The organism is Micromonospora sp. C28SCA-DRY-2 (assembly GCF_030519475.1).
Classification (GTDB): Bacteria; Actinomycetota; Actinomycetes; order Mycobacteriales; family Micromonosporaceae; genus Micromonospora.
The window spans coordinates 102,561-113,102 of record NZ_JAUMKD010000002.1 but is presented as its reverse complement, the minus strand read 5'-3'; the positions used below and the strand labels follow the sequence as shown (position 1 = coordinate 113,102).

Below are 10,542 nucleotides of genomic sequence, written 5' to 3'. Positions count from 1 at the left end.
GGGCCCGCGGGCAGTCCGCCGAGCGCCCGTCGGGCGGGCTTGTCCGGCCGCCCTACCCTGCCGGCATGAGATGGCGACCGGTGGTGCTCGGCGGGGCGATGGCCGTCGTCGGGGTGGTCGGCACGGCGGTCGGCGGGGTGGCCGGCTGGCTGGTGTCACCAGCGGCGTTCACGATCGCGGCGGTCGGCGCCACGCTGGCGCTGCTCGGGGTCGGGCTGATCCGCGACGCGCGGCGGCCGCGCGGCCGGCACCGCCCCCAGGACGCGGCGGCCGGCGCGCTGTACGTCGGCCCCACCGGGGACGTCGGCACGGACTACAGCGACCGCGACCATGGCCGGGACGACCCGGCCGGCGACCGGTCCGGCGCGGGTTCCGGCGGCGGCTGGTGGGGCGGGGGCGACTCCGGCGGTGGCTGGTGGGGCGGGGGCGACTCCGGCGGTGGCTGGTCCGGCGGGGGCGGCGACTCCGGTGGCGGTGGCGGCAGCTACTGACCGCACTCTGCGGCAGAATCCGACGTATGCGCAGTGAGGTGATCAGCGTTCAGACCGGCTCCCGGCCCACCGTCCGGGACATCACCGGCGAGGCCGAGCGGTTCGTCTCCGGTCAGGGCGACGGCCTGCTGCACGTCTTCGTGCCGCACGCCACCGCCGGCCTGGCGATCATCGAGACCGGCTCCGGCTCCGACGACGACCTGCTCGCCGCGCTGGAGGACCTGCTCCCCGCCGACGACCGCTGGCGGCACCGGCACGGCTCGGCCGGGCACGGCCGGGACCACGTGCTGCCCGCCTTCCTCCCGCCGTACGCGACGCTGCCCGTGCTGGACGGGCGGCTGGCGCTGGGCACCTGGCAGTCGCTCTGCCTGGTCGACACCAACGGCGACAACCCGTCCCGCAAGGTCCGCCTCTCCTTCCTCCCCGGCTGACCCCGCCCCGCCCCGCCCGCCCCACCACCCGCCGCGCGAGCACATACCGAGAACGAGTGGCCATTCCGCGCGGAATGGCCACTCGTTCACTGTTCGTGCAGCCGGGGCGGGCGGCGGGTGGTCAGGGGCGGGTGGTTTCCGTGTCGACGGTGCGGCGGCCCTCGTCGACGGCGTCGGCCGAGCGGCGCGCGGTGGCGGCCGGCAGCGGGTGGTCCGCGGTCAGGTGCAGACCCGGCACCCGGTCCTCGATGACGAACCGGGCCCGGGTGTGCGCCGGCGCGCCCGGCCGGCTCACGTACGGCAGCACGTCGAAGTCGGCGGTGAGCTGGCCGGGAGTGATCGTGGTGCGGACGTAGCCGCGCAGGTTGTTCTGGAACCGCAGGTGCGGGTTGAACGCCAGCCAGGGGTGCGAGCCGGTGGCCGAGTCGGCCCCGTCCCCGCCCGAGGTGATCGAGGAGCAGACCAGCTCGCTGCCGACGGTCCGGGAGGTCGGGTCGGCGTAGTCGAGCTTCAGGTCGCTGGCCCAGTGGGCGTGGACGTCCCCGGTGAGCACCACCGGGTTGCGGACCCCGGCGGCCAGCCAGCCGCGGGTGATCCGGTCGCGCGAGGCGACGTAGCCGTCCCAGGCGTCCATGCTGGTGACGGTCAGCGGCCCGGAGTTGTTGTCCCGCTGGGCGAAGAAGACCTGCTGGCCGAGGATGTCCCAGCGGGCGTCGGAGCGGCGGAAGCCGTCCAGCAGCCAGGCCTCCTGCTCGGCCCCGGTGATGGACCGGGCCGGGTCGGCGGCCGCGGCGCAGTTGCGGTAGCCGTCCCCGCAGGCCTGGTCGTCGCGGTACTGGCGGGTGTCGAGCATGTGGAAGGTGGCCAGCCGCCCCCAGCGCACCCGCCGGTAGAGCTGCATGTCGATGCCGCGCGGCACCGAGGTGCGGCGCAGCGGCATGTTCTCGTAGTACGCCTGGAAGGCCGCCGCCCGCCGCGCGGCGAACTCCGGGTCCGGCGCCTCGGGCGTCTCGTCGGCCCAGTTGTTCTCCACCTCGTGGTCGTCGAAGACCACCACCCAGGGCGCGACGGCGTGCGCGGCCTGCAGGTCGGCGTCGGTCTTGTACTGGGCGTGCCGCTGCCGGTAGTTGGCCAGCGTCCGGGTCTCCGGGCCCTCGTGGTCACGCGGGTTGCCGCCGGGCGCGTTGTACGTGTCCGGCGCGTACTCGTACTGGTAGTCACCCAGGTGCAGGATCAGCTCCGGCTCGGTCTCGGCCAGCCGCCGGTAGGCGGTGAAGTATCCGTGCTCGTACTGGGAGCAGGAGGCGAAGCCCATGGCCAGGGCGGCCGGCATGCTCCACGGGGCCGGCGCGGTGCGGGTCCGGCCCACGGGGGAGACGTGGCCCTCGGCCCGGAACCGGTAGAAGTACTCCCGGCCGGGCAGCAGCCCGTCCAGTTCCACGTGCACGCTGTGCGCCGACCCGGGTCGCGCCCGGGCCACCCCGCGCCGGACGACGTGCCGGAACCGCTCGTCGGCGGCCAGTTCCCACCGCACCGGCACGACCCGGTCCGGCATCCCGCCGAGGCCGTCCTCGGCCAGCGGCTCGGGCGCCAGCCGGGTCCAGAGCACGAAGCCGTCGTGGTCCGGGTCGCCGGACGCCACGCCGAGGGTGAACGGGTACGCCAGCCGGCGGGTGCCGGTGGCCGGCGTTCCGGCGGGCTGCGCGCCGGCCGCGGCGGGTAGGCCGACGGCGCCGGCCGCGCCGACCGCCGCGCCGCTCAACAGGATCGTTCGTCGGGACAGTGCCACGAATTCCTCCCCAGAGTCCGGTTCTTGCCGACCTGGGGAGCGTCCCGAGCGCGGGTGACCGCCAGATGACCGGAAGGGCTCCTCGTCGTCGCCAACGGCCGAACAAGGAGCCCTTCCCGGTCGCTCAGACGGCGACGTCCCGCCGGGTGAAGGCGGCGGTGCCGGCGGCGACCAGCAGCACGGTGGCGCCGAGCAGCAGCAGCGCGCCGGCCGGCTGCACCCCGTCGACCAGCGGCGAGCCGCCCAGGTACCAGTGGAACGGGGACACCTCCCGCGCCCAGGCCAGCCCCTCCACCTGCGGGAAGACCGAGTTCGCCAGGTAGCCGAGCACGGCCACCGCGGCACCCGCGCCGAGCGCCGCGGCCCGCCGCCCGGTGGCCGCGCCGACGGCGAAGGCGAGCGCGGCGAAGGTCAGCCCGAACAGGGTGAGGTGCACGGTCATCGCCGCGAAGCCGCCGGCGCCGATGCCGTCGAACTGCGCCGGCCCGCTCAGCGCGACCATGACCAGGCCGAGCAGGACGGCCACCGCGACGATGCCGGCCGCCACCGCCGCGAAACGCAGCAGCGCGAGCCGGGCCCGGCTGACCGGATGGGCCAGCACCAGGTCGAGGGTGCCGGCCTCCTCGTCGCCGGCCACCGCGCGGGTGCCGGCGGCGATGGCGAAGACCGCCACCAGCAACGGCACCAGCAGGCCGTAGACGGCGCTGCCCAGGTAGCCGGCGGCGGTGGTGAGGTCGCTGTAGTTGAACGCCTCCAGCACCCCTTCCGGATACGCCGCCAGCGCCTCCTTCATCTCCGGCGTCTGCACGGTCGGCCAGAACGAGGCGTACATCGCGCCGACGGCGACGATCGCCACGGTCCAGCCGAGCAGCGACCGGCGCGCGTCGTGCAGCGCCTTGGTGAACGGGTCACGCAGCAACACGGGTGCCCTCCTCGCGGGAGTAGTAGCCGAAGAAGAGTTCCTCCAGGTCCGGCTCCTCGGAGAGCAGCCCGACCACTGTGTGCCCGGCGGCGGCCTTGACCAGTGCGTCGGCCCGGCCGTCGAGCCGGCAGCGCAGGGTGGTGCCGGTGACGGTGACCTCGCTGACCCCGGGCAGGTCCCGGAACTCGGCCTCGCTGACCGGGTCGTCGAAGTGGATCTCGACCTTGCGGACGGCCTGCTCGCGCAGCTCCTCGACCCGGGCGACGGTGACCAGCCGGCCCTCGCGGATGAAGCCCACCCGGTCGGCGGTCTGCTGCACCTCGCTCATCACGTGCGAGGACATGAAGACCGTCCGCCCGTCGGCCCGCGCCTCGCGCACCAGGGACAGGAACTCCTGTTGCAGGAACGGGTCCAGCCCGCTGGTCGGCTCGTCGAGGATGAGCAGCTCGGGCTGGTGCATGAACGCCTGCACCACGCCGACCTTCTGCCGGTTGCCCTTGCTCAACCCCTTGATCCGCCGGCCGAGGTCCAGGTCGAGCCGGGCGGCCAGCTCCTCGATCCGGGCCCGGGACACCCCGCCGCGCAGGTTGCCGAGGTAGGTCAGCAGCTCGCGGGCGGTCTGCCGGCCGTCGACCACGAAGTCGCCGGCCAGGTAGCCGATCCGGCGGCGCAGTGCCACCCCGTCGCGGCGGGGGTCCGCGCCGAGCACGCTGACCCGGCCGCTGGTCGGGCGGATCAGGTCGAGCAGCAGCCGGATGGTGGTGGACTTGCCGGCTCCGTTGGGGCCGAGGAACCCGTACACCTCGCCAGGCTCGACCCGCAGGTCCAGCCCGGTCAGGCCGCGGTTGCGGCCGTACGTCTTGACCAGCTTCTCCGTCTCGATGGCAAGCTCAGCCATCGCCCTCTCCCTTCCCCTGGTACTCGGCCTCGAAGCGTTCGACGAGCTTGGGCACCTCGCGTTCGATGAACGCGTAGAAGTCGCGCATGACGCGCAGCCGCTCGGTACCCGGGGCGTCCTCGCCGCCGACGACGGCCAGGCCGCGCTCCATCAGCTCCCGGAACGCCCGGAACTTGGTGGCGTCCGCGGCGATCCGGATGATCGCGTCCGGCCGCACCTCGTACGCGTGGCCGCGGTGGCCCGGCACCGGCACCCGACGCGCCAGGCCGCTGGTCTCCAGCAGCCGCATGCCGGTGCTGACCGAGCCCTTGGAGAGCCCGAGCCCCTCGGCGAGCTGGCCGCTGGTCTGCCACGGCGGATCGCAGACCAGCAGCCAGCCCAGCAGCTTGCCGTACGCGGGCGGCAGCCCGAGCCCGCTGAGGACGACGGCGGCGTCCTCGGCGTACCGGCGCTGGGCGGTCAGTTCCGTCATCGTCCCCTCGTTCCAAATGTTCAATAAGTTCTGAACGAAGAGTACACGCGGAAGCCGCGATGCGGAAGTCCGGGTGGGGTCAGCCGTCGCGGAGCAGGTGGCGGAGCCGGCCCGGGGTCTGCCCGAGCTGGGCGCGGACCGTCCGGGTCAGGTGGGCCTGGTCGGCGAAGCCCAGCTCCGCCGCGACGGCCGCCAGGTCGGCCCCCTCGCCGAGCAGGTCGAGTGCCCGCCCGACGCGCAGCCGGTTGCGGTACCGGGTCAGCGGCACCCCGACCAGCGCCTGGAACGAGCGGCTCAGCCGGTACGGCGACACCCCGAGGGCGCGGGCGAGCGGCAGCAGCCCGGCCGCCTCGGGCGCCCCGTCGCGTACCGCCGCCCGGGCCGCGGCCACCAACGGCCGGTCCCGCTCCGGCGCGCCGGGAGCCGGCCCGGTGGCCCCGGCGACCAGCCGGACCAGCCGCTCGGCGGCGCCGAAGTCCGGGTCGGGCCGGGTGGTGGCCCGCAGCAGCAGCCGGTGGGCCAGGTCGAGGCGGGCGTCGACGTGCACCACCGCCGGCGCCGGCCGGTCCGCGAAGAGGTCCCGCCAGAGCCGCTCCGACAGGTGCAGCGAGGTGCAGTCGTCGCCCCCGGCCGGGTGGGCGAAGCGCTCCTCCTCGCCGGGCACCGTCAGGTAGCCCACCGTCGGGTCCACGAACTCCTCGCCGCCGCGCCCGTGCCGGCGGAAGCCGCCGCGGCGGGTGAGCACCATCCCGTACGCGGCGTTCGGCTCGGGGGCCGACCAGCGGGTGTGGTCGTCGCGGCAGCGCACCGCCTGGATCCGGAACTCCGGGTGGCTGGTCAGCACGGTGCTGGTCCGCATGCCGGCCAGGGTAGCCAGCGCCGGCGCCCGCAAGGATCGACAAGACGCCGACCCCGGGCGGCCGGCAGCGTGGCGGCATGAGCGAGCCGATCCCGAAGCGGCCTGCCGCGCTGCTCGTCATCCTGCTGACCGGGCAGGCGATGGCCTCGATGGACACCTCGATCGCCGCGGTCGCCGCGCCGACGATCCGGGCCGACCTGGCCGGCCCGCCCGCGCTCGCGCAACTGGTGCTGGCCGGCTACACGCTGGCCTTCGCCGTGCTGGTGGTCACCGGCGCGCGGCTGGGCAGCCGGCACGGTCCGGGCCGGGTCTTCCTGCTCGGCCTGGCCGGCTTCACCGTCACCTCGCTCGCCTGTGGGCTGGCTCCCGGGCCGGGCAGCCTGGTGGCGGCCCGGGTGCTCCAGGGCGCCACCGCGGCCCTGCTGGTGCCGCAGGTGCTGACGCTGATCCAGGCCCGCTTCAGCGGGGCGGCCCGGACCCGGGCCATCGGGGCGTACTCGATGATCCTGGCGCTCGGGGTCGCGGCCGGGCAGGTCGCCGGCGGCCTGCTGGTCACCCTGGACCTCGGCGGGCTCGCCTGGCGGGCGGCGTTCCTGGTCAACGTGCCGGTCGGGGTGCTGCTGCTGGCGCTCGGCCGGCGGGTGCTCGCCGCGCCCACGGACCCGCGCCGGCGGGAGGCCCTCGACCCGCCCGGGGTGCTGCTGCTCTCCACCGCGATGCTCGCCCTGGTGGTGCCCCTGGTGCTCGGCCGGGACCTGGGCTGGCCGGGTTGGTCGGTGCCGGCCGTGGCGGCCGCCGGCGCCGCCGGGCTCGGGCTCTTCCTGCGGTACGAGGACCGGCTCGCCCGGCGCGGCGGGGCGCCGCTGCTCGACGTGACAGTGCTGCGGCTGCCCGGCGTGGCGACCGGCCTGCTGGCCGCTGCGACAGTGATGGGCTGCTACGCCGGCTTCCTGTTCAACCTCACCCTCTGGTTGCAGGACGGGCTGCGGTTCAGCGCCCTCGCCGCCGGCCTGGCCTTCCTGCCGTACGCCGCCGGGTTCGCCCTCTGCGGCCTGGGCGTGCCGCGACTGCCCCGGCGGTGGCGCGACGTCCTCCCGGTGGCCGGTCCGCCGGTGCTGGCGGCGGTGGTGCTCGCGGTCGGCGCGCTGTCCCGCGAGGGCTGGCCGTGGCCGGTCGCGGCCGCGGTGCTGCTGGTGGGTGGCGCCGCGCACGCCGCCGCGTTCAGCCCGCTGGTCGCCCGGCTGGCCGCCGTCGTGCCGACCGGCGCCGCCGCCGCGCTCTCCGCGCTGGTCTCCACCGGCACCCTGCTGGCCGCGGTGCTGGGCGTCGCGGTCCTCGGCGGGCTGCACCTGTCCCGGTCACCCGGGACGGCCGGCGCCACGACGGCGGCTCTCCTGCTGGCCGGCGCCGTGGCCGCCCACCGCTCACGCCGGGCGTCCGCCACCCTGGCCGCCCGGCCCGGCGGATCGCCCCGGCAGGAGCGCGTCACCGCGGCGCGGCAGCGGCCCGGGGCAGCCGCCGAGGCGCCGTCCCGGCGGCCGGGGACGGCGAGAACCGAGAGGTCGGAGGCCTGAGCGGCGCGACAACAAAGATGATCAACTATCCGTCCGGACGTAGGATGGGCGGCATGGCGCAGCACACCGCTCCCTCCACCGGGCCCGACGTGGACCGGCGCTCCGGGGTGGCCGGGGACGCGGTGCGGCGGATCATGCACGTGGCGTCCGCCCTGCGGCACTACCAGGATGTCGAGATCGCCGCGCTGGGGCTGACCCCGGCGGTCGCCCGGGCGCTGCACGAGCTCGACCCGGACCGGCCGCTGCCCGCCCGCGACCTCGCCGAACAGTTGCGCTGCGACCGCTCCAACGTCACCGCGCTGGTCGACAAGCTGGAGCAGGCCGGGCTGGTGCGGCGCCGGGTGGACCCGGCCGACCGGCGGCAGAAGACCCTGGTGGTGACCGACGCCGGGCGCCGGATGCGGCAGCGGGTGCACGAGGTGATGTCCGACTCCCGACTGCTCGCGGGGCTCACCACCGACGAGCTGTCCACCCTTCGTGACCTGGTCTGGAAGGTCTCCGACGGCGGCTGCCCGGAGGGCTGCGGCACCGACTGAGCCGCCCCGCGCGGTTCGTGTCCGACTGGGCGAGCCGGCCTTCCGTCGGTAATGCTGTCCGACGTGACCACCCCGCAAAATCTCGACGACCGGCTCCGGGAGGCCCTGGCCGCGCTGGCCGCGCCGGAGCAGCGGCGTGACCCGGCCGAGCCCGTCACCGACGGCGCGGCGCTGACCGGCGCGCAGGCGCTCGACCTGTTCGACGCGCAGGTCACCAGCCGGCAGCTCGACCTCGCCGGGCGCTGGCTGCGCAGCTTCGGCGAGGGGTACTACACGATCGGCTCGGCCGGCCACGAGGGCAACGCCGCGGTCGCCGCCGCCGTCCGGGCCACCGATCCGGCGCTGCTGCACTACCGCTCCGGCGCGTTCTACTGCGTCCGGGCCGCGCAGGCCACCGCCGGTCCCGATCCCGCCGGCGCGCCGGGCGCGACCGGCCCGGCGGGCAGCGTGGCGGACACCCCCGCCGCCGCCGAGGACCCCGCCGGCGACGAGGGCGCCGGTGGTGCGCCCAGCGGCGACGACGCCGCCGGGCCCGCCGGGGACCGGCCGTTCGCCCGGGGGTACGCCGAGGCGGCGCGGGACGTGCTGCGCGGGATGGTCGCCTCGGCGCGCGAGCCGATCGCCGGCGGCCGGCACAAGGTCTTCGGCCGCGCCGACCTGGCGGTCGTGCCGACCACCTCGACCATCGCCTCGCACCTGCCGCGCGCCGTGGGGATGGGGCTGGCGGTGGAACGGCTGCGCCGGCTGGACCTGGCCGGGCGGCGCACCGGCACCGGGGTGCGGATCGGCAGCGGCGGCGGCGCGGAGCACGCGCCCTGGCCGCCGGACGCCATCGTGGTCTGCTCCTTCGGTGACGCCTCGGTCAACCACGCCAGCGCCACCGCCGCGTTCAACACCGCCGGCTGGTACGACCACACCGGCCTGCGCATCCCCGTGCTCTTCGTCTGCGAGGACAACGGGCTGGGCATCAGCGTCCGCTCGCCGAAGGGCTGGGTGGCCACCGCGTTGCAGGCCAGGCCGGGGATCCGCTACTTCGCCGCGGACGGCACCGACCTGCCGCGGGCGTACGAGGTGGCGGCGGAGGCGGCCGCCTGGGTGCGCCGGCACCGGCGGCCGGCGGTGCTGCACCTGTCCACCGTGCGGCTGATGGGGCACGCCGGCGCGGACGTCGAGACCGCGTACCGGGGGGCCGAGGAGATCGCCGCCGACCTGGAGCGGGACCCGGTCGTCGGCACCGCGCGGCTGCTCGTCTCGGCGGGCGTGGCCACCGGCGAGGAGCTGCTGGCCCGGTACGACGAGATCGGTTGGCGGGTGCGGCGGATCGCCGAGGAGGTGCTCGACGAGCCGAAGCTGACCGCCCCGGCCGAGGTGGTCGCCCCGCTCGCGCCCCGCCGGCCGGTCCGGGTGGCCCGGGCGGTGGCCGACGCGGCGGCCCGGGCCAGCGGCCCCGGCGCGGCCGCGCGGGCGGAGTCGTTCGGCGGCAAGCCGCCGGAGCTGGCCGGCCCGCTGACGCTGGCGCAGAGCATCAACGCCGCGCTCGCCGACGGCATGCTCGACCACCCGCAGATGGCCGTCTTCGGCGAGGACGTGGCCGCCAAGGGCGGGGTGTACGGGGTGACCAAGGGGCTGCGGGACCGGTTCGGGGCGGCCCGGGTCTTCGACACGCTGCTCGACGAGACCTCGGTGCTCGGGCTCGGGCTGGGCGCCGGACTGGCCGGGATGCTGCCGGTGCCGGAGATCCAGTACCTGGCGTACCTGCACAACGCCGAGGACCAGCTGCGCGGCGAGGCGGCCACCATGCAGTTCTTCTCGCAGGGGGCGTTCCGCAATCCGATGGTGGTGCGGGTGGCCGGGCTGGCGTACCAGGAGGGCTTCGGCGGGCACTTCCACAACGACAACTCGGTGGCCGTACTCCGGGACGTGCCGGGGCTGGTGATCGCGGTGCCGGCGCGGCCGGACGACGCCGCGCCCATGCTGCGGACCTGCCTGGCCAGCGCGGCGGTGGACGGCAGCGTCTGCGTCTTCCTGGAGCCGATCGCGCTCTACCACACCCGCGACCTCTACGCCGAGGGCGACGGGGAGTGGCTGGCCGGCTATCCCGAGCCGGGCGCCTGGGTGAGCGGGCACGTGCCGATCGGGCGGGCCCGGGTCTACGGCGTCGGCTCGGCCGAGGACATCACGATCATCACCTTCGGTAACGGCGTACGGATGTCGCTGCGCGCGGCCGCGACGCTCGCGGACGAGGGGATCGGCACCCGGGTGGTGGACCTGCGCTGGCTGGCGCCGCTGCCGGTGGCGGACATCATCCGGGAGGCGGCCGCGACCGGCCGGGTGCTGGTGGTGGACGAGACCCGCCGCTCCGGCGGGGTCGGCGAGGGGGTGATCGCCGCTCTGGTCGATGCCGGATATGTCGGGGCGGCGCGGCGAGTTGCCGGAGTTGACTCGTTTGTACCATTAGGTCCGGCGGCACGTCAGGTTCTGGTCTCCGAGGAAGCCATTACCCAGGGTGCCCGTACGCTCCTGGCACGGTAAATTCCGTTCCACCCGGTGCGCCACTTGCGCGGGGAGCC

At 75.8% G+C, this 10,542-nt stretch carries 10 protein-coding genes; 5 read left to right on the top strand and 5 right to left on the bottom strand.

The features are described 5' to 3' along the window. Positions 1 to 65 precede the first annotated feature (65 nt). Entirely contained in the window at positions 66 to 491 is a 426-nt protein-coding gene (locus Q3W71_RS08945) for a hypothetical protein (protein WP_302918856.1), read from the top strand. Between the two features lie 26 nt (positions 492 to 517). Beyond that, positions 518 to 922 (top strand): YjbQ family protein, encoded by a 405-nt coding sequence (locus Q3W71_RS08940; protein WP_302918855.1) that lies wholly within the window; start codon positions 518 to 520, stop codon positions 920 to 922. A 121-nt stretch (positions 923 to 1,043) separates the two neighbouring features. Here Q3W71_RS08940 and Q3W71_RS08935 read toward each other — a convergent pair whose 3' ends face one another. The 5 genes from Q3W71_RS08935 to Q3W71_RS08915 form a co-directional block, all read right to left on the bottom strand. Beyond that, positions 1,044 to 2,711 (bottom strand): alkaline phosphatase, encoded by a 1,668-nt coding sequence (locus tag Q3W71_RS08935; protein WP_302918854.1) that lies wholly within the window; start codon positions 2,709 to 2,711, stop codon positions 1,044 to 1,046. 124 nt (positions 2,712 to 2,835) lie between these two features. Beyond that, positions 2,836 to 3,633, bottom strand: coding sequence for an ABC transporter permease subunit (locus Q3W71_RS08930; protein ID WP_302918853.1), 798 nt, complete (start codon positions 3,631 to 3,633; stop codon positions 2,836 to 2,838). Then, positions 3,620 to 4,531, bottom strand: coding sequence for an ABC transporter ATP-binding protein (locus Q3W71_RS08925; RefSeq protein ID WP_302918852.1), 912 nt, complete (start codon positions 4,529 to 4,531; stop codon positions 3,620 to 3,622). Before Q3W71_RS08925 ends, Q3W71_RS08930 begins: the two co-directional genes overlap by 14 nt. Next, positions 4,524 to 5,003 carry a GbsR/MarR family transcriptional regulator gene (locus Q3W71_RS08920; RefSeq protein ID WP_302918851.1) on the bottom strand — a complete coding sequence of 160 codons (480 nt, stop codon included), beginning with the start codon at positions 5,001 to 5,003 and terminating at the stop codon, positions 4,524 to 4,526. Before Q3W71_RS08920 ends, Q3W71_RS08925 begins: the two co-directional genes overlap by 8 nt. A 79-nt stretch (positions 5,004 to 5,082) precedes the next feature. Next, positions 5,083 to 5,862 (bottom strand): AraC family transcriptional regulator, encoded by a 780-nt coding sequence (locus Q3W71_RS08915; RefSeq protein WP_302918850.1) that lies wholly within the window; start codon positions 5,860 to 5,862, stop codon positions 5,083 to 5,085. Positions 5,863 to 5,939: 77 nt separating this feature from the next. On the opposite strand from Q3W71_RS08915, the gene Q3W71_RS08910 reads away from it, so the two are divergent. Genes Q3W71_RS08910 through Q3W71_RS08900 form a run of 3 tightly spaced genes read left to right on the top strand, consistent with a single transcriptional unit; the run spans position 5,940 to position 10,504 of the window. Next, entirely contained in the window at positions 5,940 to 7,436 is a 1,497-nt protein-coding gene (locus Q3W71_RS08910; RefSeq protein ID WP_302918849.1) for an MFS transporter, read from the top strand. Between the two features lie 53 nt (positions 7,437 to 7,489). After that, the gene (locus Q3W71_RS08905; RefSeq protein WP_302918848.1) at positions 7,490 to 7,972 is read left to right on the top strand and encodes a MarR family winged helix-turn-helix transcriptional regulator; all 483 of its coding nucleotides are present in this window, start codon (positions 7,490 to 7,492) and stop codon (positions 7,970 to 7,972) included. 51 nt (positions 7,973 to 8,023) lie between these two features. Then, positions 8,024 to 10,504 carry a transketolase C-terminal domain-containing protein gene (locus Q3W71_RS08900; RefSeq protein ID WP_302918847.1) on the top strand — a complete coding sequence of 827 codons (2,481 nt, stop codon included), beginning with the start codon at positions 8,024 to 8,026 and terminating at the stop codon, positions 10,502 to 10,504. Positions 10,505 to 10,542 lie beyond the last annotated feature (38 nt).

What these genes read in the sequence shown, in the direction of transcription:
- Q3W71_RS08900 (WP_302918847.1), top strand. Translation starts at nt 8,024, where the DNA reads ATGCTGTCCGACGTGACCACCCCGCAAAATCTCGACGACCGGCTCCGG.
- Q3W71_RS08910 (WP_302918849.1), top strand. Translation starts at nt 5,940, where the DNA reads ATGAGCGAGCCGATCCCGAAGCGGCCTGCCGCGCTGCTCGTCATCCTG.
- Q3W71_RS08940 (WP_302918855.1), top strand. Translation starts at nt 518, where the DNA reads ATGCGCAGTGAGGTGATCAGCGTTCAGACCGGCTCCCGGCCCACCGTC.
- Q3W71_RS08915 (WP_302918850.1), bottom strand. Translation starts at nt 5,862, where the DNA reads ATGCGGACCAGCACCGTGCTGACCAGCCACCCGGAGTTCCGGATCCAG.
- Q3W71_RS08945 (WP_302918856.1), top strand. Translation starts at nt 66, where the DNA reads ATGAGATGGCGACCGGTGGTGCTCGGCGGGGCGATGGCCGTCGTCGGG.
- Q3W71_RS08925 (WP_302918852.1), bottom strand. Translation starts at nt 4,531, where the DNA reads ATGGCTGAGCTTGCCATCGAGACGGAGAAGCTGGTCAAGACGTACGGC.
- Q3W71_RS08920 (WP_302918851.1), bottom strand. Translation starts at nt 5,003, where the DNA reads ATGACGGAACTGACCGCCCAGCGCCGGTACGCCGAGGACGCCGCCGTC.
- Q3W71_RS08905 (WP_302918848.1), top strand. Translation starts at nt 7,490, where the DNA reads ATGGCGCAGCACACCGCTCCCTCCACCGGGCCCGACGTGGACCGGCGC.